The 22,532-nt window shown below is 72.0% G+C and carries 21 protein-coding genes; 10 read left to right on the top strand and 11 right to left on the bottom strand.

What is annotated here, in order from left to right:
• Positions 1-88: 88 nt before the first annotated feature.
• From QQM39_RS40775 to QQM39_RS40760, 4 genes are all read left to right on the top strand, one after another.
• Complete coding sequence (locus QQM39_RS40775) at positions 89-1,039, top strand: cytochrome c oxidase assembly protein (RefSeq protein WP_302002614.1); 951 nt, start codon at positions 89-91, stop codon at positions 1,037-1,039.
• 67 nt (positions 1,040-1,106) lie between these two features.
• Entirely contained in the window at positions 1,107-2,492 is a 1,386-nt protein-coding gene (locus QQM39_RS40770; protein WP_302002613.1) for a PASTA domain-containing protein, read from the top strand.
• 56 nt (positions 2,493-2,548) lie between these two features.
• Complete coding sequence (locus QQM39_RS40765; protein ID WP_302002612.1) at positions 2,549-4,492, top strand: serine/threonine-protein kinase; 1,944 nt, start codon at positions 2,549-2,551, stop codon at positions 4,490-4,492.
• Positions 4,493-4,505: 13 nt separating this feature from the next.
• Positions 4,506-4,694 (top strand): hypothetical protein, encoded by a 189-nt coding sequence (locus QQM39_RS40760; RefSeq protein WP_128430451.1) that lies wholly within the window; start codon positions 4,506-4,508, stop codon positions 4,692-4,694.
• A gap of 3 nt (positions 4,695-4,697) precedes the next feature.
• On the opposite strand, the gene QQM39_RS40755 is transcribed toward QQM39_RS40760, so the two are convergent.
• The 4 genes from QQM39_RS40755 to QQM39_RS40740 are packed head-to-tail and all read right to left on the bottom strand — an operon-like array spanning position 4,698 to position 8,804.
• Positions 4,698-5,903, bottom strand: a complete 1,206-nt coding sequence (locus tag QQM39_RS40755; RefSeq protein ID WP_302002610.1) for a sensor histidine kinase — start codon at positions 5,901-5,903, stop codon at positions 4,698-4,700.
• Between the two features lie 37 nt (positions 5,904-5,940).
• Positions 5,941-7,653, bottom strand: a complete 1,713-nt coding sequence (locus tag QQM39_RS40750) for a cation acetate symporter (protein WP_302002609.1) — start codon at positions 7,651-7,653, stop codon at positions 5,941-5,943.
• A 21-nt stretch (positions 7,654-7,674) separates the two neighbouring features.
• A complete protein-coding gene (locus QQM39_RS40745; RefSeq protein WP_302002608.1) occupies positions 7,675-8,034 on the bottom strand; it encodes a hypothetical protein in 360 nt (119 codons plus the stop codon).
• A gap of 2 nt (positions 8,035-8,036) precedes the next feature.
• Positions 8,037-8,804, bottom strand: coding sequence for a LytTR family DNA-binding domain-containing protein (locus tag QQM39_RS40740; protein ID WP_302002607.1), 768 nt, complete (start codon positions 8,802-8,804; stop codon positions 8,037-8,039).
• A gap of 89 nt (positions 8,805-8,893) precedes the next feature.
• Between QQM39_RS40740 and QQM39_RS40735 the strand changes: the two genes are divergently transcribed.
• From QQM39_RS40735 to QQM39_RS40710, 6 genes are all read left to right on the top strand, one after another.
• Complete coding sequence (locus QQM39_RS40735) at positions 8,894-9,391, top strand: Lrp/AsnC family transcriptional regulator (RefSeq protein WP_302002606.1); 498 nt, start codon at positions 8,894-8,896, stop codon at positions 9,389-9,391.
• A gap of 155 nt (positions 9,392-9,546) precedes the next feature.
• Positions 9,547-10,356, top strand: a complete 810-nt coding sequence (gene ddaH / locus QQM39_RS40730; RefSeq protein ID WP_302002605.1) for a dimethylargininase — start codon at positions 9,547-9,549, stop codon at positions 10,354-10,356.
• The gene (gene rocD, locus QQM39_RS40725; protein ID WP_302002604.1) at positions 10,356-11,573 is read left to right on the top strand and encodes an ornithine--oxo-acid transaminase; all 1,218 of its coding nucleotides are present in this window, start codon (positions 10,356-10,358) and stop codon (positions 11,571-11,573) included. Before ddaH ends, rocD begins: the two co-directional genes overlap by 1 nt.
• Positions 11,574-11,852: 279 nt before the next feature.
• Entirely contained in the window at positions 11,853-14,312 is a 2,460-nt protein-coding gene (locus QQM39_RS40720) for a SpoIIE family protein phosphatase (RefSeq protein WP_302002603.1), read from the top strand.
• Positions 14,313-14,400: 88 nt separating this feature from the next.
• Positions 14,401-15,633, top strand: coding sequence for a PP2C family protein-serine/threonine phosphatase (locus tag QQM39_RS40715; RefSeq protein WP_302002602.1), 1,233 nt, complete (start codon positions 14,401-14,403; stop codon positions 15,631-15,633).
• A 323-nt stretch (positions 15,634-15,956) separates the two neighbouring features.
• Positions 15,957-16,682: a 1-acyl-sn-glycerol-3-phosphate acyltransferase gene (locus tag QQM39_RS40710; RefSeq protein ID WP_302002601.1), complete on the top strand. Its 726-nt coding sequence runs from the start codon at positions 15,957-15,959 to the stop codon at positions 16,680-16,682.
• A 415-nt stretch (positions 16,683-17,097) separates the two neighbouring features.
• Here QQM39_RS40710 and QQM39_RS40705 read toward each other — a convergent pair whose 3' ends face one another.
• The 7 genes from QQM39_RS40705 to QQM39_RS40675 form a co-directional block, all read right to left on the bottom strand.
• Positions 17,098-17,868 (bottom strand): urease accessory protein UreD, encoded by a 771-nt coding sequence (locus QQM39_RS40705; RefSeq protein ID WP_302002600.1) that lies wholly within the window; start codon positions 17,866-17,868, stop codon positions 17,098-17,100.
• Entirely contained in the window at positions 17,856-18,533 is a 678-nt protein-coding gene (gene ureG, locus QQM39_RS40700) for an urease accessory protein UreG (protein ID WP_302002599.1), read from the bottom strand. Before ureG ends, QQM39_RS40705 begins: the two co-directional genes overlap by 13 nt.
• A 191-nt stretch (positions 18,534-18,724) precedes the next feature.
• Positions 18,725-19,399 carry an urease accessory protein UreF gene (locus QQM39_RS40695; protein ID WP_302002598.1) on the bottom strand — a complete coding sequence of 225 codons (675 nt, stop codon included), beginning with the start codon at positions 19,397-19,399 and terminating at the stop codon, positions 18,725-18,727.
• Between the two features lie 14 nt (positions 19,400-19,413).
• Complete coding sequence (locus QQM39_RS40690; protein ID WP_302002597.1) at positions 19,414-21,135, bottom strand: urease subunit alpha; 1,722 nt, start codon at positions 21,133-21,135, stop codon at positions 19,414-19,416.
• The gene (locus QQM39_RS40685; protein ID WP_272123005.1) at positions 21,128-21,439 is read right to left on the bottom strand and encodes an urease subunit beta; all 312 of its coding nucleotides are present in this window, start codon (positions 21,437-21,439) and stop codon (positions 21,128-21,130) included. The genes QQM39_RS40690 and QQM39_RS40685 overlap by 8 nt, the downstream gene beginning before the upstream one ends.
• 11 nt (positions 21,440-21,450) lie before the next feature.
• Positions 21,451-21,753 carry an urease subunit gamma gene (locus QQM39_RS40680; RefSeq protein WP_010355509.1) on the bottom strand — a complete coding sequence of 101 codons (303 nt, stop codon included), beginning with the start codon at positions 21,751-21,753 and terminating at the stop codon, positions 21,451-21,453.
• Positions 21,754-21,901: 148 nt separating this feature from the next.
• Positions 21,902-22,531, bottom strand: a complete 630-nt coding sequence (locus tag QQM39_RS40675; RefSeq protein WP_302002596.1) for a TetR/AcrR family transcriptional regulator — start codon at positions 22,529-22,531, stop codon at positions 21,902-21,904.
• Between the last annotated feature and the right edge of the window lies 1 nt (position 22,532).

The raw sequence follows: 22,532 nt of genomic DNA, 5'->3' as shown, positions 1-22,532 counted from the left end.
CTGCCCCCGGCCGCAGCTGCGGCCGGGGGCAGTTCTAGTCTGTGTGCGGACAGACTTGCACAACCCCCACGAATCAGGAGCCGCCGGAATGGATCACAGCGGGCACGGCATGATGATGGATCTGCCGCCGTTCACGCTGGGGCGGGGTCTTCAGTGGTCGGCCGACCCGTTCTTCCTCGTCGCCTGCCTGGTGGGGCTCGCGCTGTATGCGTGGGGGGTCGTGCGGTTGCGGCGGCGTGGGGACTCGTGGTCCGTCGGGCGGACCGTCTCGTATGTCGCCGGGGTCCTGTCCGTGATGCTCGTCATGTGCACCGGGCTGAACGACTACGGCATGGTCATGTTCAGCGTGCACATGGTGCAGCACATGGTGATCAGCATGCTGTCGCCGATCCTGATCCTGCTCGGCGCCCCGATCACGCTGGCCTTGCGGGCGCTGCCGCCGGCGGCGCGGGGGCGCAAGGGGCCGCGGGAGTTGTTGCTGGCCCTTCTGCACAGCCGGTACATGCGGATCATCACGCATCCGGCGTTCACGATTCCGCTGTTCATCGCCAGCCTCTACGCGCTGTACTTCACCCCGCTCTTCGATTTCCTGATGGGATCCAAGACGGGGCACATCGCGATGATGGTGCACTTCCTCGCCGTGGGTGTGGTGTTCTTCTGGCCGATCATCGGCGTGGATCCCGGTCCGCGTCGGCCGGGGTATCTGCTGCGGATGCTGGAGTTGTTCGCGGGTATGCCGTTCCACGCGTTCTTCGGTATCGCGTTGATGATGGCGTCGGAGCCGATGGTCGAGACGTTCAAGAACCCGCCCGCCTCGCTGGGCATCGAAGCGCTCTCCGACCAGAACGCGGCCGGTGGCATCGCCTGGGCGTTCAGTGAGATTCCGTCCGTGCTGGTGCTGATCGCGCTGCTGTTCCAGTGGTACGGCTCGGAGCAGCGGCAGGCCAAGCGCCAGGACCGGGCCGCCGACCGGGACGGCGACAAGGAACTCGAGGCGTACAACGCCTATTTGGCCTCATTGAACGCACGCGGAAACTGAGGAAACCGAAGGGCGTCGCCTTTCAGTAGCATGAAGCGCGTCGGGGGAACCGCCGGGGGGAGCGGTAATGGCGCTTCGCGTTTTCATGCACAGGGCCGGGAAATCGGCGATTCGGAAGATCACCGTCCTGTTGGTCTTCGTTCTGGTGCTCAGTGGGTGCGACAGGGACGCACCGTTGGCAGCGGTGAGGGCGGTGGCCTCGGGCGTTCCGTCGCTCGCGCCGTTCTTCGACGAGAGCCAGGGGCTGGGGCGGGACCAGCAGGTCAGGGCCCAGACGGCGCACGGCGGTCTGCAGCAGGGCGACACTCCTGGTCTGTACGGGGGTTCCAAGCAGCCGACGATCTGTGACGTCGTACGGCTCAAGGGGTTCCTCACCGCTCCCGCCAACGCGCGGAAGGCACAGGCGTGGGCAGCGGCGCTCTCGATCACCACCGACGAGATTCCGGATTATCTGGATCGCCTCACGCCCGTACTCCTGCGTCACGACACTCTCGTGAAGAACCACGACTACAAAAAGGGCAAGGCCGCCCCCTTCAACGCGCTGCTTCAGACGGGAATCGCGATTCTCGTCGATGCGGAAGGTCTTCCCGCCGTGAAGTGTTCGTGCGGAAATCCGCTGCGGCCCTTCGAGGGTGACACGACCCGGATAAAGGTCGAATTCGACGACCGCAACGAGGAGTGGAAGGGGTACGAAAAGGCGTCCGTGGTGGCCGTGCGGCCCGCCGAGCGGGAAGTGGAGCGGCTCGCTCTCGTCGACGTCCATGAACCGGACCGGGGCATCAACCGTCCCGTCGGCACCACGGGCGAGGACGACACCGCCTTCGACACGCGCGAGCGGCGCTCGGTGCCCGACCTCGCCGGGACGACGGTCGGGCAGGCCAGTCGGCAACTGGCGGGCAAGGGGCTCGCGGTCGCATACGACGGCGGGGGGCTGCCGCCGGACGACGCCCGGGTCACGGCGTCGGATCCGCCGGCCGGGACCGAGCTGCGGTTCGGGGAGTACGTGAAGTTGAGCGTGGCCGGGGGCAGCGCTTCCGGTGACTCGTCCGGTGGGACGTCCACTCCCCCGGGCTCGGGGACGCCGCCGCAGCCGCCGAAGGATCCGTCGACCTCGACGCCGCCGCCGTCCACGTCCTCGCCGTCCACCTCGACGCCGCCACCCTCGTCCTCCGAACCCGGCAGCGGGCCTCCGTCCTCGGGACCGCCGTCCTCCGCCCCGCCCTCCTCGAACCCGCCGCCCACCTCCACCCCGCCCCCGTCGACCAAGGACCCCGCGTCCGGCTCACCGCCCCCGCCCGTGACCGGCTCACCACCGCAAACCACCATCTCGCCCCCGACCGGCGCCCCGGTCACCAGCAGCGCCCCGCCGCCCGAGACAAGCGTGCCCGCCACGACCGATCCGGCGACCGGCGCCCCGTCCACCGGCGAGCCCGCCTCGCCCACGAACGCATAGCAACCGCACGCAACCACACAGCGCCCCCGCAGATCGCAGAACCCGGGAGTCACGGGATGCCTTCAGGATCATCGACGTCGGGAGTGGGCCGGGTCATCGCCGGCCGTTATCTGCTGCTGAACCGGCTGGGCAGCGGCGGTATGGGACATGTCTGGCTCGCCCACGACCAGAGACTCGCCTGCGAGGTCGCGCTCAAGGAGATCGTGTTCCGGGACCCGGCCGAGGCCGACGAGCGCGAGGCCCGGGTGGCCCGCGCCCGCGCCGAGGCCCGGCACGCGGCGGGGCTGCGCGGGCATCCGCATGTGGTGACCGTGCACGACGTGCTGGAGCACGAGGGGCTGCCGTGGATCGTCATGGAGTACGTGGCCGGCGCCGTCAACCTGCGCGACCTCATCGAACAGCGCGGCCCGCTCGCGCCCGCGGAGTGCGCCCGCGTCGGGCTCGCCGTACTCGACGCGCTGACCGCCGGACACGAGCGGGGCGTGATGCACCGGGACGTGAAACCGGCGAACATCCTGCTGGCACCGGACCGCAGCGGGGCACCGTACGGCCGGGTGCTGCTCACCGACTACGGCATCTCGGTGCAGCCGGACGCCGGGGAGACGCGGTACACGCTGGCGTCGGTGCTCGTGGGTACGTCGGGCTATCTGGCGCCGGAGCGGGTCACGGGCGGGGCGCCCACGCCGGCCACGGATCTGTTCTCGCTGGGCTGCACGCTGTACTACGGCGTCGAGGGCCGGGCTCCCTTCGACCGCGAGTCGCATCTGGCGGAGATCACGGCAGTGGTCATGGAGGAGCCCCGGCCGGCCGCGCGGGCCGGCGCCCTGGGCCCCGTCCTGGGGGCGCTGCTGGAGAAGGATCCGGAACGGCGGATGTCCGCGGCGGAGGCCGAGGAGGCGCTGTCGCGGATCGTCACGCCGGAGGTCGACGCGTACGCGCGGACCCAGACCGACCTCGGTTCGCAGCCGCACTGGGGTGGCGCGGCACGGCCGCCGGGGCCCACGTCGGATCGGCCCGGCGGCGGACAGGGTTTCCGTCCCCCGGCCGGGCACCCCGGGGGACCGCATGGCCTGGCCTCCGTGGCCGGGCAGCCCGGCGGCCCGCAGGGCCTCCTCGGCTCCCTGCCCGATCAGCCCGGCGAGCCGCAGGTGTTCGTCGCCCGGCCCGGTGCGCGGCGTCGTACCCGCCCCCGCGTCCTTCACGCGGTCCTCGCCGGACTCCTCGGGCTGGCGCTCGCCGGGGCCGGGGTCTGGTACGCCATGGCGCAGGAGCCCGAGACCGGCGGGACGCAGGGGCCGTACGGCGCCGCCGTCGGGCTCGGTGATCCGCTGACGGGCGGTGACTGCGTGCTCGCCGACTGGCCCGGCACGGCCCCCTTCCAGGGCACGCCGCGGCTGAGTGTGGATCCCAGCTGCGGGGCGAAGGCACCGGACGGGCAGGTGATGGCGTTCGTGCCGGCCGCGTCCGCCGCCGAGGCGCGCGAGGAGGGGCCGGCGGCGTGCGAGGAGCGCACGGAGGAGATCCGCGGGCGGCTCGCGGACGTCCGCAGCTTCGCCGTCGTACCGACTCAGGCGGGGTTCGAGGCGGCCGGGCGGCGCACCGCCTGTCTGGTGCTGGGCGCGCACGGGCCGGTGTACGGGCCGCTGGGCGAGCATCGGAAGGCGGGGGCGGCCTTCGCCGACACGGCGACCATGCAGCGGCGGGACTGTCTGGATGTCCGCTCCCACCGGGAGGCCCGCCTGGTTTCCTGCGAGGGCCCGCACGACGAGCAGGTGCTCGGATTCACCCGACTGGGCGCCGATGTCACGCTGACCGAGGCGCGCACCGAGTCGGACACGGCGTGCGCCCGGGAGCTGCCGCCACGCGAGTACGGCTTCGACCCTTCCGTGTACACGGCGGGCTCCTGGACGAGCGAGGGGTCCTGGAAGAACGGCACTCATTTCGTCGTCTGCACCGTCCGGAGGCAGAACGGGGGCACCATGGAGGGGGACGAACCATGAGGAGGGTGTCGCGATGCCCGGTTCTAGCGGTTCCAGCGGTTCTACGGACGGTTCTACGAAAGCGATGGGGGTGCTCACCGTCGGCGGACTCGTCGTGGTGACGGCCTACACGGTGGCGCTCGGGAGCAATGGCTGGCTGTGGTTCGGGTGGGTGGTGCTGGGGCTGATCACGCTGGGGATGGTCGCCAGCCGCAGCACCTGAGTCTCACTCCCGGGTGAGCCGTCCTGCGGAGTGCACGCCCGGCTGGTACTTCGGCAGCCGGGCGGTGATTTTCATGCCCGCTCCCAGGGCGGTCTCGATGACGAGGCCGTAGTCGTCGCCGTACACCTGCCGGAGCCGGTCGTCGACGTTGGACAGCCCGATGCCACCCGACGGGCTGACCTCGCCGGCGAGGATGCGGCGCAGCAGGGCGGGGTCCATTCCGGCGCCGTCGTCCTCGATCACGACGAGGGCTTCGGCGCCGGCGTCCTGCGCGGTGATCTGGATGCGGCACTTGTGGGCCTTGCCCTCCAGGCCGTGCTTGACGGCGTTCTCGACGAGCGGCTGGAGGCAGAGGAAGGGCAGGGCCACCGGCAGCACCTCCGGGGCGATCTGGAGGGTGACCGACAGGCGGTCGCCGAAGCGCGCCCGGACCAGCGCCAAGTAGTGGTCGATGGCGTGGAGTTCGTCGGCGAGGGTGGTGAAGTCGCCGTGCCTGCGGAACGAGTAGCGGGTGAAGTCGGCGAATTCCAGGAGCAGTTCGCGGGCGCGCTCGGGGTCGGTGCGGACGAAGCTGGCGATCACCGCGAGCGAGTTGAAGATGAAGTGCGGGGAGATCTGGGCGCGCAGGGCCTTGATCTCGGCCTCGATCAGACGGGTGCGGGACTGGTCGAGGTCGGCCAGTTCCAGCTGGACGGAGACCCAGCGGGCCACCTCGCCGGCCGCCCGCGCGAGCACCGCCGACTCACGGGGCGCGCAGGCGACGAGCGCGCCGTGGACCCGGTCGTCGACGGTGAGCGGGGCGACGACCGCCCAGCGCACCGGGCAGTCGGGGGTGTCGCAGGTGAGCGGGAAGGCCTCGCCGCGGCCCGACTCCAGGGGGCCGGCGAGGAGTTCCATGATCTGCGTACGGTGATGTCCGCCCACCCCGTCCCAGACCAGCACGTCCTTCTGGTCGGTCAGGCACAGCGCGTCCGTGCCGAGCAGTGAGCGGAGCCTGCGGGCCGACTTGCGAGCGGTCTCCTCGGTGAGGCCGGCCCGCAGCGGGGGTGCGGCGAGGGAGGCGGTGTGCAGGGTCTCGAAGGTGGCGTGTTCGACGGGGGTGCCGAGGTCGCCGAGGTTCTCGGGGCGGGTGGTGCGCCGGCCGAGCCAGAAGCCGGCGGCGAGCAGCGGCAGGATCGCCACGCACAGGCCCGCGATGAATCCGCTCATGCCGTCACCGCCTCACGCCGTCCGGCGACGAGATACCTCATGCCTGCACCTCCGCCCGCAGCTCCTCCGGCAGATGGAACCGCGCCAGGATCGCCGCCGTGCCGGCCGGCACCCGGCCCGGGGTGGCCAGGGACACCAGGATCATCGTGAGGAAGCCCAGCGGCACCGACCAGAGCGCGGGCCAGGCCAGCAGCGCGTGCAGCGCCCCGGAGCCGGGGAAGCCCGCCATCGTCGCCGCGACGGCGAGCAGCGCCGAGCCGCCGCCCACCAGCATCCCGGCCGCCGCGCCGGGCGGGGTGAGCCGCCGCCACCAGATGCCGAGGACGAGCAGCGGGCAGAACGACGACGCGGAGACCGCGAAGGCCAGGCCCACCGCGTCGGCGACCGGGAGCCCGCCGACCAGGGCGCTCGCGGCGAGCGGGACGGCCATGGCGAGGACCGTGCCGAGCCGGAAGTGCCGTACGCCCCGGGACGGGAGCACGTCCTGGGCGAGGACGCCCGCGACGGCCATGGTCAGGCCCGATGCCGTGGACAGGAACGCGGCGAAGGCGCCGCCCGCGACCAGTGCGCCGAGCAGGTCGCCGCCCAGGCCGCCGATCATGCGGTCGGGCAGGAGGAGGGCTGCGGCGTCCGCGTCGCCGGCGAGGGTGAGTTCGGGGGCGTAGAGGCGGCCGAGGGCGCCGTAGACCGGGGGCAGCAGGTAGAAGGCGCCGATCAGGCCGAGCACGGCGACGGTGGTGCGGCGGGCGGCGACGCCGTGCGGGCTGGTGTAGAAGCGGACGACGACGTGCGGCAGGCCCATGGTGCCGAGGAAGGTGGCGAGGATCAGGCCGTACGTGGCGTACAGCGGGCGTTCGCCGCGGCTCTCGGCCTGCGAGGGGGACAGGCCACCGTTGGCCGAGCGGTCGGGTTCGGGGACCTCGGCGCCCTTGGCGAAGGTCAGGCGGGTGCCGCCCTCGATGTGGTGGGTGCCGGCGGGGAGGCGGAGCTGCTTCTCGTCGTGGCTGCGGCCGTCGATCGTGCCGCTCACGGTGACGGTCAGGGGGCGGTCCAGCTTGAGGTTGAGGGTGCCGTCGACGCGGACGACGCTCTGTTCGCGGAAGGTCGTCGGTTCGTCGAAGGCGTGGCGGGGGGCGCCGTCACCCTGCCAGGCGAGGATCAGGAAGAGGGCGGGGACGAGCAGGGCGGTGAGTTTGAGCCAGTACTGGAAGGCCTGCACGAAGGTGATGCTGCGCATGCCGCCCGCGGCGACGATGGCGACCACGACGACGGCGACGATCACTCCGCCGAGCCAGTCGGGCGCGCCCGTCAGCACGGTCAACGTCAGCCCGGCGCCCTGGAGTTGGGGCAGCAGATACAGCCAGCCGGTGCCGACGACGAAGGCGCCCGCGAGCCGCCGTACCGCCGGGGAGGACAGGCGGGCCTCGGCGAAGTCGGGGAGGGTGTAGGCGCCGGAGCGGCGCAGCGGGGCCGCGACGAACAGCAGCAGGACGAGGTATCCGGCGGTGTAGCCGACCGGGTACCAGAGCATGTCCGGGCCCTGTACGAGGACCAGGCCCGCGATGCCGAGGAAGGAGGCGGCGGAGAGGTACTCGCCGCTGATCGCGGCCGCGTTGAGGCGGGGGCCGACGGTGCGGGAGGCGACGTAGAAGTCGGAGGTGGTGCGCGAGATGCGCAGGCCGAAGGCGCCGACGAGGACGGTCGCGAGGACGACGAGGGCGACGGCGGGGACGGCGTAGCTGGAGTTCACGGCCCTGTTGGTTCCTCTGGCTCAGCGGTCTTCGACGAGCCGTACGAAGTCCCGTTCGTTGCGCTCCGCGCGGCGCACGAACCAGCGGGCCAGCAGGACCAGCGGTGCGTAGAGGCCGAAGCCGAGGACCGCCCATTCCAGGTGGCGGGAGGCCGGCATCGCGGCGAACAGCAGGGGCAGCGGGCCGACGAGCAGGCCGAGGACGGCGAACACGACGAGTGCGGTGCGCAGTTGGGTGCGCATCAGGGAGCGGACGTAGGTGTGGCCGAGGGTGGTCTGCTCGTCGATCTCGGTGCGCGGGCGGTAGTAGCCGGAGACCCGGCGGGCCTGCCGGGGCGGGCCGGTGACGACGACACGACGGTCGGCGGGGTTGCTGGGCATCGTCACGGCCTCCTCATGAGCAGGTCCCGCAGCTCGCGCGCGTGCCGGCGGCTGACCTGGAGTTCCTCGGTGCCGACCAGCACGCTGACGGTGCCGGCGTCCAGCCGGAGTTCGCCGATGTGGCGCAGGGCGACGAGATGACGGCGGTGGATGCGGACGAAGCCGCGGGAGCGCCAGCGCTCCTCCAGGGTCGACAGGGGGATGCGGACGAGGTGGCTGCCCTTGTCGGTGTGCAGTCGGGCGTAGTCGCCCTGGGCCTCGACGTGGGTGATGTCGTCGACGGAGACGAAGCGGGTCACGCCGCCGAGCTCGACGGGTATGTGGTCGGGGTCGGGCTCGCTCACGGGTATGCGGGGGGCGGCGGCGTCGCGGAGCTCGGCGGCGCGCAGTTCGACGGCGCGACGGACCGCCTCCGCCAGTCGCTCCTTGCGGACGGGCTTGAGGACGTAGTCGACGGCCTTGAGGTCGAAGGCCTGCACGGCGAAGTCCTCGTGGGCGGTGACGAACACGACCAGCGGCGGCTTGGCGAACCCGGTCAGCAGCCGGGCCAGGTCCAGCCCGTCCAGGCCGGGCATGTTGATGTCGAGGAAGACCACGTCGATCGCCTCGGGCCCGGCGGGTCCCGACTCGAGAGCGCGGTTGATCCGGCGCAGCGCCTCGGTCGCGTCGCCCGCGCCCTCCGCGCTGCCGATGCGGGGGTCGGCGTTCAGGAGGTAGAGCAGTTCCTCCAGCGAGGGTCGTTCGTCGTCGACAGCGAGGGCGCGCAGCATGAACCCGGAGTGTAGGAGTAATTCGCACGCTTGGACATGCCCTCCCGGCGGACGTTCGCGCTGGGTATCGCGCCGCTTACAGTGCCCTCATGAACAGCGGCGCGGCGTCCTTCGACGAACTCGACCGAAAGATCATCACCGCCCTCATGGCGAACGCCAGGACGAGCTTCGCCGAGATCGGCACGAGCGTCGGACTGTCCGCGACGGCGGTGAAGCGGCGCGTGGACCGGCTGCGCGACACGGGCGTGATCACCGGGTTCACCGCCACGGTCAGGCCGTCGGCGCTGGGCTGGCGTACGGAGGCGTACGTCGAGGTGTACTGCGAGGGCGCGGCCCCGCCGCGGCGGCTCGCGGAGGTGGTCCGCAACCATCCGGAGATCACCGCGGCGATGACGGTGACGGGCGGCGCGGACGCGTTGCTGCATGTGCGGGCGCGGGATGTGGAGCACTTCGAGGAGGTGCTGGAGCGGATCCGCGTCGAGCCGTTCATCCGGAAGACGATCAGCGTGATGGTGCTGTCCCATCTGCTCCCCGAGAGCCCCGAGGCGGGCGCGAGCCAGCCGGCGCCCGAGCAGACGTCCCGCTAAACCTTGCGACGCGCAGCAAGCCTGCGTCTGCCGAAGAAACTACGCAGGATTCCTGCGTGGACACGCAATACTCCTTCCTTGTCGCTCGTATCCGGCACTTCCTACCTTGGTGTCAACCCTCAGTCGACACTCGCAGGAAGCGGAGGAACCCCTCTGTGCCCGACTCCCGTGTGCCGCGCCGGCGGCGGTATCTCGTCTGCGAACCCAGACACTTCGCCGTGCAGTACGCGATCAACCCCTGGATGCGACCCGACGCCCCCGTCGACGTCGATCTCGCCCAGGCTCAGTGGCAGGCGCTGATCAGCGCCTACCGCACCCACGGCCACACCGTCGACACGGTGGAGCCCGCCCCCGGCCTGCCGGACATGGTCTTCGCCGCGAACTCGGCGGTCGTCGTGGGCGGCCGTGTCTTCGGCTCCCTCTTCCACGCGCCGGAGCGGCGCCCCGAGTCCACGCACTACGACACCTGGTTCAAGACGGCGGGCTACGACGTGTACCGCCCCGAGTCCGTCTGCGAGGGCGAGGGCGACCTGGTCTGGACGGGCCGGTATGTGCTGGCCGGCACCGGATTCCGTACGACCCGCGAGGCCCACCGCGAGGTGCAGGAGTTCTTCGGCCATCCGGTGATCAGCCTGACGCTGGTGGACCCGCGCTTCTACCACCTGGACACGGCGCTGTTCGTCCTCGACGACGACAACATCGCGTACTACCCGGAGGCGTTCTCGCCGGGCAGCCGTGAGGTGCTCGCTCGGCTGTACCCGGACGCGGTGCTCGCCACCCGCGACGACGCGATGGCGTTCGGGCTGAACTCCGTGTCCGACGGACGCAACGTCTTCATCGCGCCCCAGGCCGAGGCGCTCACCTCCGCCCTCGCCGACCGCGGCTATGTCCCCGTCCCCGTCGACCTGTCGGAGTTCCGCAAGGCCGGCGGCGGCATCAAGTGCTGCACTCAGGAGATCCGCTGATGACCGCTCCCGTGACCACCCGCTCGTCCGCCGACCTGATCCGCGCCGAGGAGCCGGTCCTGGCGCACAACTACCACCCGCTGCCCGTGGTCGTCGCGCGCGCCGAGGGCACGTGGGTGGAGGACGTGGAGGGCCGCCGCTACCTCGACATGCTGGCCGGTTACTCGGCCCTGAACTTCGGCCACCGCCACCCGGCGCTGATCGAGGCGGCGCATCGCCAGCTGGACCGCCTGACCCTCACCTCCCGCGCCTTCCACAACGACAAGCTGGCCGAATTCGCCGAGCGGCTCGCCCGGTTGACGGGCCTGGACATGGTGCTGCCGATGAACACGGGCGCCGAAGCGGTCGAGTCCGGCATCAAGGTGGCCCGCAAGTGGGCGTACGAGGTGAAGGGCGTCCCGGCCGACCAGGCGACGATCGTGGTCGCCGCGGAGAACTTCCACGGCCGTACGACGACGATCGTGTCGTTCTCCACGGACGAGACGGCACGGCAGGGCTTCGGTCCCTTCACGCCGGGTTTCCGGATCGTGCCGTACAACGACCTGGCGGCGCTGGAGGCGGCGGTCGACGAGACGACGGCGGCGGTGCTGCTGGAGCCGATCCAGGGCGAGGCGGGCGTCCTCATCCCCGACGACGGCTACCTCACCGGGGTGCGCGAACTGACTCGCCGCAAGGGCTGCCTCTTCATCGCGGACGAGATCCAGTCGGGCCTGGGCCGCACGGGCCGTACGCTCGCCGTCGAGCACGAGGCGGTCGTGCCGGACGTGCTGCTGCTGGGCAAGGCGCTGGGCGGCGGCATCGTGCCGGTGTCGGCGGTGGTGGCCCGCCGGGACGTACTCGGCGTGCTGCGCCCGGGCGAGCACGGCTCCACGTTCGGCGGCAACCCGCTGGCCGCCGCGGTCGGCACGGCGGTGGTCGAGCTCCTCGAAACGGGCGAGTTCCAGCGACGGGCCACCGAGCTCGGCGTGGTCCTGCGGGGCGGCCTGTCGGCCCTGGTCGGCAAGGGCGTCCTCGGCTTCCGCGCGCGGGGCCTGTGGGCGGGCGTCGACATCGACCCCGCGGTCGGCACGGGCCGGGAGATCGGCGAACGGCTCCTGCGCGAGGGCGTCCTGGTCAAGGACACCCACGGCTCCACGATCCGCCTGGCCCCACCGCTGACGATCACGGCGGACGAGCTGACGGGGGCACTGGGGGCGCTGGAGAAGGTACTGGCGTAGACGTCCCGGCTCGGCAGCCCGGTCCTGAGGCTTCGGGGCCGGGCTGCCGCTGTTCCACCGCACTGACCTCGCTGTTCCACCGCACTGACCTCGCTTTTTCCACCGGACTGACCTCGCTGCCACCACCCGCGTTTCCGACAGCCCACACTCCCCCACCCCGCTCCCCGCTCCCCCTCCTCCCCGCACACGCCCGGCCCCCGCAAAGAGGCAGCGTTGACCGGAAGGGTGAAGATGGGGACAAGAGGTGGTAGACCGCTCTCAGCGACAGAGAGGTCGGCCGTGGGCACACACGAGGAGCGGGGCGTTGCCCGGCAGGGGTTCGACGTGGCGGACGCCGTGCCTGTGCTGCTTGACGCGCGGGGCCGGGTGGCGGGGTGGACCAGGGACGCGCAGCGGCTGCTGGCGTACGCGGCCTCCGAGGCGGTGGGCAGGAGCGCCGCCGAGCTGCTGAGCGCCGAGGACGCGGGGCGGGTGCCGGAGCTGATCGAGCGGTGCCGCGCGGACGGCGGCTGGGCGGGGCTGCTGACGGCCCTGCGCAGGGACGGGCTGCCGGTCAGGCTGATGGTGCGGATCACCGCGGCCCTGGACAACCAGGGCCCCTCGCGCTGGCTCGCACTCCTGTCGGAACTCGACGAGGCGCCCGGCTGGGACATGAGCCGGGCCGTACTGGAGCAGATGGTCGCCGGGTCCCCCGTCGGCATAGCCATCGTCGACACGGACCTGCGGTACGTCTGGTCGAACAGCGCCCTCGCCCAGTACGGCGGCGGCCCGCCGACCCGTCGGCTCGGGCTGCGGCTCGCGGACATCCAGCCCGGCCTGGACGCCGAGTCCATCGAGGCGCAGATGCGCCGCGTGCTGACGACCGGCGAACCGATCGTCGGCTACGAGCACGTGGGCCACGCCCGCTCCGCACCGCTGCGCGAGACCGCGCACATGATGTCGTTCACCCGGCTCGACGACGGCCAGGGCCACCCCATGGGCGTGTACTACACGGTCGAGGACATCACCGACCGGCACCGCGCCCGGCAGCGCCTGGCCCTGCTCGACCGGGCCGGCGAGCACATCGGCCGCTCCCTGGACATCACCCGCACCGCTCAGGAGCTGGCCGACGTGGCCGTACCGGGACTGGCCGACCTGGTCACCGTGGACCTGCTGGAGTCGGTGCTGCGGGGCGGGGAGCCCACCGCCGGGCCGCTGCGCGACACCGGTCCGGTGCCGCTGCGCCGCGCGGGGCACCGTTCGGCCACCGCGCGGGTGCCGGAGGCCGTCGTCGACATCGGCGAGGTGGTCACCTATCCGGCGGACTCGCCGCCGATCCGCTGCCTGAGGACGGCCAGTTCCTGGCGCGAGGAGAGACTGGACCCCCTCGGCAAGGCATGGACCCAGCACGCGCGCGGCGGGCGGGCCGCCATCTTCCTGGAGCTGGGCCTGCACAGCGTGATGATCGTGCCGATCCGCGCCCGGGGCGTCACCCTGGGCGTCACGACCTTCTTCCGGCGCCACCGCCAGGAGTCCTTCGAGGAGGACGACCTGAACCTGGCGGAGGACCTCGTCTCCCGGGCGGCCGTCTGTGTGGACAACGCCCGGCGCTACACCCGCGAGCGCGACGCGGCGCTGGTCCTGCAGCGCAGCCTGCTGCCGCACCAGCTGCCCGAGCAGGACGCGCTGGAGGTGTCCGCGTGCTACCGGCCGGCCGACGAGCTCACCGGCCTCGGCGGCGACTGGTACGACGTCATCCCGCTGTCGGGCGCCCGCGTCGCCCTGGTGGTGGGCGAGGTGCCCGGGCACGGCATCGACGCCGCCGCGGCGATGGGGCGGCTGCGGACCGCCGTACGGACCCTCGCCCTGCTGGATCTGCCGCCCGAGGAGGTGCTGGCCCACCTCGACGACCTGGTCGCGCGTTCGGCCCGCGAGGAGGCCGTCCAGATGGGCGCGGAGGAGGCCGCCATCGCCCAGTCCGTGGGGTCCGGGTGCGTGTATGTGATCTACGACCCGGTCGACGGGCAGTGCACCATGGCGGCCGCGGGCCATCCGGCGCCGGCGGTCGTGCGGCCCGACGGCGGTGTCACCTTCGTCGATCTGCCGCAGGGAGCGCCGCTCGGGGTGGGAGGCCCCCCGTTCGAGTCGGTCGAGCTGGCCCTGCCGGCGGACAGCACGCTCGCCCTGCACACCGACGGGCTGCTGGCGCGCGGGGACGACTGGGCCATCGACGCCGACCGGGACCGGCTTCGGGCGGTCCTGGAGCGGCGCGCCGACTCGCTCGACCTGCGCTGCCGGACCGTGGTCGACGCGCTGGTCCCGGACCGCCCGCACGACGACGTGGCCCTGCTGATGGCCCGCACCCGCCTCCTCGGCACCGATCAGGTCGCCGACTGGGACCTGCCGACCGACCCGGCCGCCGTCGCCGACGCACGCAAGACGGCGGCACGGCAGCTGTCGGAGTGGGGCCTGGAGGAGTTCGCCTTCACGACGGAACTGGTCGTCAGCGAGCTGGTCACCAACGCGATCCGGTACGCCACCGGCCCCATCCGGCTGCGCCTGATCAGGGAGCGCGCGCTGATCTGCGAGGTCTTCGACGGCGGCGCCACCGCCCCGCATCTGCGCCATCCGCGCACCACCGACGAGGGCGGGCGCGGGCTGCTGCTGGTCTCCCAGTTCACCCAGCGGTGGGGGACCCGCTTCGTCCCCGAGGGGAAGATCATCTGGGCCGAGCAGTCCCTGACGGATCCGTCGCCCTGACCTGTCGTACTCGTACAGACGCAGTAGATCGGCACATAAGTGATACACCGTGAGAAACTGGTCTGATCCCGGTGGTGAGGCGGGAGCCATGAACGAGAAGGCGATCGACTACGAGGCGGTGTTCCAGGGCCTGCCCGGAATGGTGGCGCTGCTGACCCCGGAGCTGGTCTACGCCGACGCCAACGAGGACTTCCAGCGCCTGTCCGGGCGCACCCGCGCACAGCTGGTGGGCCGGTACATCTTCGACGTCTTCCCCGACAACCCCCACGACCCCGCCGCCACCGGCATGCGCGACGTCCGGGCGTCGATGCTGCGCGTGGTGGCCACCGGCGAGCGCGACACCATGGCCCTGCAGCGCTACGACGTCGAGGACCCCATGCGCCCCGGCCACTGGGAGGAGCGCTACTGGAGCCCGGTCAACGCGCCCGTCTTCGGCCCCGACGGGCGGGTGGCCCTCATCGTGCACCGGGTGGAGGAGGTCACCGAGCTCATCCGCCTCCGCGGCAGACAGGGCGGCGACAGCCGGGCGCGGGTCCTGGAGGCCGAGCTGTACACGCGCGCCCGCGAGCTGCAGGAGCTCAACGAACGGCTGCGGCAGGCGCACGCCCGCGAGCGCGAGGTGGCCCTCGCCCTGCAGGAGGCGATGCTGCCCGCCGGCCGGCAGGTGCGCAACCATCGGGCCGCCGTGCGCTACCGGCCCGCGGTCGGCGCGCTGAACGTGTGCGGCGACTGGTACGACGTGGTCGACCTGGTGGGCGGCCACCGTATCGGCGTGTCCGTGGGCGACGTGGTCGGCCACGGCCTGGAGGCGGCCGGTGTCATGGGTCAGCTGCGCAGCGCGCTCAGCGCCACCTCCCGCGTCGCCGACGGCCCGGCGCAGGCGCTCGACGTGCTGGGCCGGTACGCCCATGTCGTCGACGGCGCCGAATCGGCCACCGCGGTCACGACGTTCGTCGACTTCGACGCCCGCACCGTCACCTACAGCAGCGCGGGCCATCCACCGCCGGTGCTGGTCCACGCCGACGGCCGCGTGGAGTTCCTCGACCGGGCCACCGACCCGCCGCTGGACGCCCGCCCCGATCCGATGCCGAGACCGCAGGCCGTCACCACCTTCACCAGCGGCGCCACGCTGGCGCTGTACACCGACGGCCTGATCGAACGCCGCCGCGAGGACATCGACTCCGGCCTGACCCGCCTTGCCGACTCCCTCGTACGCCACCGCACGGCCGACCCCGAGCCCCTCGCCGACGCCGTCCTGCTGGAGCTGCTTCCGCCGGAGGGCGCGACGGACGACACGGCGCTGATCATCGTGCGGCTGTGATGAGCGAGCAGACGGGACGGCTCCCGGCAAGGGCGGGCCGCCTGCCACCCGGCAACCGTGATCACGCCAAACCACGCCACCGGGTTGCCGCACACCGGTTCGTGACACCAGGCTGGTCCGGCGGTCCTCCCCACCCGCAAGTGACGCTGCCCACCAAGCTTCTGACATCCAGTCAGGACATTCGGTATTGGTCGGCATCCGTCCGACCCGACCCGGTTCCGGCCTGTCACCCCTGCGCCTACACTGGCAGCCCCACGGCACGCCGGTTGACCTGCCAGAACGCGGCGGTAGGAACTGATCCGCCGGAGTGAGGAGCGACCCCTTTGTTCTACTACGTACTCAAATACGTGTTGTTGGGACCTCTGCTGAGACTGGTCTTCCGCCCCCGAATAGAGGGCCTCGAGCACGTGCCGGCCACCGGCGCGGCCATCGTCGCCGGCAACCATCTGTCGTTCTCCGACCACTTCCTGATGCCCGCGATGCTCAAGCGCCGCATCACGTTCCTCGCGAAGAAGGAGTACTTCACGGGCCCGGGCATCAGGGGACGCCTGACCGCGGCCTTCTTCCGCAGCGCCGGGCAGATCCCGGTCGACCGCACGGGCAAGGAGGCGGGCCAGGCCGCGATCCGCGAGGGGCTCGGGGTCCTGAGCAAGGACGAACTCCTCGGCATCTACCCGGAGGGCACCCGCTCGCACGACGGCCGCCTCTACAAGGGCAAGGTCGGCGTCGCGGTAATGGCGCTCAAGGCCGGGGTCCCGGTCATTCCCTGCGCGATGATCGGCACGTTCGAGGCCCAGCCGCCGGGCAAGGTCATCCCGAACCTCCACCCGGTGACGATCCGCTTCGGCAAGCCCCTCGACTTCTCCCGGTACGCCGGCATGGAGAACGAGAAGGCGATCCTGCGCGCGGTGACCGACGAGATCATGTACGCGATCCTGTCGCTCTCCGAGCAGGAGTACGTCGACCAGTACGCGGCCGTCGCCAAGGCCGAGGAGGCCGCCGCCAAGGCGGAGAAGGAGCGCAAGTTCCCCCGGTTGCCCATCAGTTGACGCGACCTCGCGGTCGGCGGGCCGGGCGGGGATCTGACGGGCGGGCGGCCCGGCGGCCGGCACCAGGCCTGAGTTCCGGGCTGCCGCCCGCCCATGGCGCACCGCCGAGATCCTGCGTCGACGACCGACCGACGGGAGGGGCAGCCGACCCGGCAGGACGGGCGAAGGGGCGGGGCGACCTGGGCGGACCGGCGAGAGCGCGGTTGGCGAAAGAGCCGACCGCCCGGCACAACCGGCGGGAGGCGTGCCCGGATTCGGCGCAGGCGGGCCTCCGCGCCGCGCCGGCGCCGACCGCACCGAGGTCCACCGGACTCTCGCACTGCCCGGCCAGGTCGCGGTCGAGCTCCTGGACGCGGCCGTCCTGCACAAGAGCGAGCTCGGCCCGCTCAAGGGGTCGGCGGCTGCCCGGCGGCGCTCAGTCGAGGGACTGGAGCGCCTCGTCGAGCAGCCTGCGCAGCAGCAGCGCGTCCGCCGCCACGGCGCTCACCAGAGCGGCGGGGCCGGCAAGCGGCACGACGGCGGCGTTCTCCCCCAGCACCCGAGCCGCCACCGGAGACTCGGCGAACTCGGGTCGTACGACGACGAGTTGGCCGACGGCCCGACGCCCGCCGAGCCCGGCGGGCCCGTCCCAGCCACCCGGCGCACCGGGACCGCAGGCAAGCTCCTGATCGAGTACGACCCGACCCGCGACGCTCACCCGGATCCGACTACTGAGCCGCCCCGGCTCCTCCCCCACCCGCCCGAGCACCTGCTCCTCACGCAGCACGAGCCGCCCCGCCGCGCCGACGTCGACGCGCGTCGTGACGTAGAGATCACTGCCCCGGGCGGAGATCAACTGCTCGGGCAGCCAGTGCAGTTCGCCCCCGTCGGCGACGGAGAGCCGTACGTCGTAACGGGCCTCGCCCTTGCTCTGTCCCGGCAGCGCGATGGTGGCGGCCGCCGACCCGACGCGCAGCCGTGCGCCGGCCTGAACGTCGGCCTCCACGGTGAAGTGGTCGCCGCCTAGAGGCCCGCTCATCGCCCCGACGAGCACGACCCGCGCCTCGGCACCGCTCCCCCGGGTCCGCCGCAGCGCCAGCGGCCCGTCACCCTCCAGCACAGGCAGCGAGGTGCCGCCCCGCCCGTCGTCCCGGGCGGCGATCCGCGCGACGGCCCGGACACCACAGGCCACGGTCACGCCGTCCATGCCGCGAGCCGCGTCCGTACCCAGTCGGCGACGTCGCGCACGCCGGGCTCGCTCCGCAGCGACTGGAAGACGACCGGCAGTTCGGCCCGCTGCGTCTTGGCGTCGGCCGCCATGCGCGCCAGGTCGGAGCCGACGTACGGCGCGAGGTCGGTCTTGTTGACGACGAGCAGATCGGCGGTGGTCACGCCCGGCCCGCCCTTGCGCGGAATGTCGTCCCCACCGGCGACGTCGATCACGAAGATCTGCGCATCGACGAGCCCCTTGGAGAAGGTCGCGGTGAGATTGTCCCCGCCGGACTCGACGAGGATGAGGTCGAGGGGGCCGACCTCGTCCTCCAGATCCTCGACGGCTTCGAGGTTCGCGGAGATGTCGTCCCGGATCGCGGTGTGCGGACAGGCCCCGGTCTCCACGGCGGTGATCCGCTCGGGCGGCAACACGGCCTCCCGCAGCAGGAACTCGGCGTCCTCGCGCGTGTAGATGTCGTTCGTGACGACGGCGAGGGAGAGCTCGTCACGCAGGGCACGGCAGAGCGCGGCAACGGTGGCCGTCTTACCGGACCCGACGGGCCCTCCGAGACCGATGCGCAGCGCACGGCGCGAACCGTCGGGACGGCGGGCGTCGGCACTGACGGCGGAGGGGCCGTCGTGGGAGTGGTCGAGATGCATGGTCGGCTCCTTTGGAACTCGGGTCATCATTCAGCCCGTCCGGCGTTCGAGGACGAGGCCCTTTCAGGGCCGAAGCGGGGTCTGGGGGCGCAGCCCCCAGCGGGGTCCAGGGGCAGCGCCCCTGGCGGGGACGAAGGGGCAGCGCCCCTGGGGATGGGAACGGGTAGGGGCGGCGGGGGCGAAGGAAATCCCTACGACGCGAACAGCCGCACACCCCAAGCCGCATGCACCTCCGCCCCGATCTCCAGCAACGGAGCCGAAGCGGCGGGCAACTCGTCGACTCCCCCGTCGACGACCAGTCGCCCCGCCTCCACCGCCCGATCCACCACCCGGTCCAACTCCGGCGCCAACCGAGCCAGCACCGCCGTGGCGTCGAAGGGATCAAGGCTCAGCAACCGCACCGTCGCGGACGCCGGCCCACTCACGCTCTCGTACGCCGCACAGTAAGCCGCCTCGACGGCCCCCAACCCCGCCACCCGGGCCACGGCCCCCAGCACGACCGGCTGATGGGCCCCCCTGGGAAACCGCCGGGCAAGGTCATCCAGTTCCGGGGACGGCCACGTCGCCCGAGCGGCCCGCATCAACTGCCGCCCCAGCTTCCGCGCGGCACCCCGCAACGCGGGCGACGGCGTACGGGCATCGGCGGCCTCGTCCAAGGCCACCGCATCGACCCCGAGCGCGGCCGCCGCGGCGAGCGAGGCCGCGACCAGCCCCGCCGTGTGCAGCCGCCCCCGGCAGAAGTCCTCCAGGCTCGCGGCCCCGGTGATCCGCCCCGACTTGACGGCCTCCTCCGCCCCGCCGGAGTGCGCGTGCCCCCCGGCGGGAAAGCGGCCGTCGGCCAGGACGAGAAGTGCTGCCCGTGACATCGAAAACCCTGCTCTCAGAACAGAAAGTAGCGCTGGGCCATGGGCAGTTCGGCGGCAGGCGTGGCCTCCACCAGCTCCCCGTCGATGTGCACGGCGAAGCTGTCGGGATCGATCCGCACGTCGGGCCGCGCGTCGTTCTGCCGCATGTCGGCCTTGGTGACCCCACGCGTCGACTCGATGGCCACGAACCGCTTCCCGAGCTGGAGCCGCTCCGCGAGCCCGTCCTCGATGGCGAGCGGCGCCACGAAGTTGACGGAGTTCGAGGCGGGCGCCCGTCCGATCGCGCCGAACATCGGCCGGGGCAGGATCGGCTGCGGCGTAGGGATGGACGCGTTGGCGTCGCCCATCTGCGCGTACGCGATCTGCCCGCCCTTGATGACGAGGTGCGGTTTGACGCCGAAGAACGCCGGCTCCCACAGCACCAGGTCGGCGAGCTTGCCGGTCTCCACGGAGCCGACCTCGTGGGAAAGCCCCTGGGCGACCGCCGGGTTGATCGTGTACTTGGCGACGTAGCGCCGCACCCGCTGGTTGTCGGCCCGCCCGTCGCCGGGCAGCGCACCGCGCCGCCGCTTCATCACATGGGCGGTCTGCCAGGTCCGCATGATGACCTCGCCGACGCGGCCCATGGCCTGGGCGTCGGACGAGATGATCGAGATCGCGCCGAGGTCGTGCAGGATGTCCTCCGCCCCGATGGTCGACGGCCGGATCCGCGACTCGGCGAAGGCGAGGTCCTCCGGCACCGCCGGGTTGAGGTGGTGGCACACCATCAGCATGTCGAGGTGTTCCTCGGCGGTGTTGACGGTGAACGGCCGCGTCGGGTTGGTCGAACTGGGCAGCACATGCGGCTCGGAGACGACGGTCATGATGTCCGGCGCGTGCCCGCCGCCCGCACCCTCGGTGTGGTACGCGTGGATGCCGCGTCCGGCGATCGCGGCGAGCGTGTCGCCCACGAAGCCGGCCTCGTTCAGCGTGTCCGTGTGGATCGCGACCTGGATGCCGGTCCGGTCGGCGACGGTCAGCGAGGCGTCGATGACGGCCGGGGTGGAGCCCCAGTCCTCGTGCAGCTTGAGGCCGAGCGCGCCGCCGCGGATCTGGGACAGCATCGCCTCGTGGGAGACGGTGTTCCCCTTGCCCAGCAGGCCGAAGTTGACGGGGTGCTCCTCCATCGCCTCCAGCATCCGGGCCAGATGCCAAGGACCCGGCGTGACCGTGGTCGCCTTCGAGCCCTCGGCGGGTCCGGTGCCGCCGCCGATCAGCGTGGTGATGCCGGAGGCGAGCGCCTCGTCGGCGATCTGGGGGCAGATGAAGTGCACGTGCGCGTCGATGGCGCCGGCCGTGAGGATCCGCCCGTTGCCGGCGATGATCTCGGTCTCGGGGCCGATGACGAGGTCGGGGTGCACCCCGTCCATCGTGTCGGGGTTGCCCGCCTTGCCGATGCCGGTGATCCGGCCGTCGCGGATGCCGACGTCGGCCTTGACGATGCCCCAGTGGTCGATGATCACGACGCCCGTGATGACGGTGTCGGGGGTGCCGTCTGCGCGCGTAGCACGGGACTGGCCCATGGATTCGCGGATGACCTTGCCGCCGCCGAACACGGCCTCGTCCCCCGCGAGCCCGGGACCGCCGGAACGGTCCTGCTCGATCTCGATCAGCAGGTCGGTGTCGGCGAGCCGGATGCGGTCACCGGTGGTGGGGCCGAACAGGTCGGCGTACGCGGCACGGGAGATCTCAGGCATCGAGGGCACCTCCGGTCTCCCCGCGCAGTCCGGGCACCACACGGGCGCCGGTGAGGGGGACGAGTTCGATGTCGACGGGGATCCCGGGTTCGAAGCGCACGGCGGTGCCGGCGGCGATGTTCAGCCGCTTGCCGCGGGCTGCGGCGCGGTCGAAGTCCAGACCGGGGTTGGCCTCGGCGAAGTGGTAGTGGGAGCCGACCTGGACGGGCCGGTCGGCGGCGTTGAGGACGGTCAGCCGGGTGACCTCGCGGCCTTCGTTGTAGGCGATCGGGCCGTCGGCGAAGAGGATCTCTCCGGGAATCATCGCCGCCCCCTTCAGACGATCGGGTCGTGGACGGTGACGAGCTTGGTGCCGTCCGGGAAGGTCGCCTCGACCTGGACGTCGTGGATCATCTCGGGGATGCCCTCCATGACGTCGTCCCGGGTGAGCAGCTTGCGCCCGGAGGCCATGAGCTCGGCGACCGTACGGCCGTCGCGGGCACCCTCGAGGATGTGCGACGTGATGAGGGCGACCGCCTCGGGGTGGTTCAGCTTGAGCCCGCGGGCCCGGCGCTTTTCGGCCACGTCGGCCGCCACGTGGATGAGCAGCCTCTCTTGCTCGTGCGGGGTCAGTTGCACGTCCCACCTCACAGTCCTCGCTCCGGACCGTGCGGGGTCCGGTTGCCGCAGCCCCGGGGCAAAGTCCCTGGTGGCGTAGACCGGCAGGCTAGTTGGACCGGGTTTCAAGCAAGTTAACCGAGCTGTGATCCAACCGAGCGGGGATCCCTCAGTTCGCGGCGGGCTCGTCCCGCATGCTCATCAACGCCCGCAGACCGTCCCGGAGGATCTCGACCGGGGCGGGCCCGAAGAGGGACTGCTGGGCGAGGAAGCCCAGCACGGCGGCGATCATCGTGCGGGCCACATGGTCCGGCGCCACGTCCGCCCGCATCATCCCGGCTTCCTGGTAGCCCTTGGCGATCCGCCCCCAGGCCGCGCGCACCGAGCCGTAGCCCTCCCGCAGCACGGCCGCGAGCTCTTCGTTGCGCAGCGTCTCGGTCCAGACCTGGATGACGAGCCGTGGAAACGCGGGCTGCCCGTCGACGACCAGGGCCTCGCGGGCGGCGAGGGTCCGGCCGAGGACGGAGGCGACGAGTTCGTCCGGTGGCGGGGGCGGGCTCTGCCGCGCCGCCTCCTCGAAGGCCGCGCGGACCGATCCGAGCACCTCGCCGACGATCGCGCCGATCAGCTCCTCCTTGCCGCTGAAGTAGCGATATACCGCCCCCGCCGAGAGGTCGACCTCCTTCAGCACGTCCTGCATGGACGTGGCGTGGAAGCCGTTGCGGGCGAAGCAGATCGCGGCGCCGTCGAGGATCTGCCGACGGCGGGCGTCGAGGTGTGCCTGGGATACGCGGGCCATG

Origin of the sequence: Streptomyces sp. DT2A-34 (genome assembly GCF_030499515.1) — a bacterium.
Classification (GTDB): domain Bacteria; phylum Actinomycetota; class Actinomycetes; order Streptomycetales; family Streptomycetaceae; genus Streptomyces.
The sequence above is the reverse complement of the archived record's forward strand: the minus strand, read 5'-3'. Positions and strand labels throughout refer to the sequence as shown.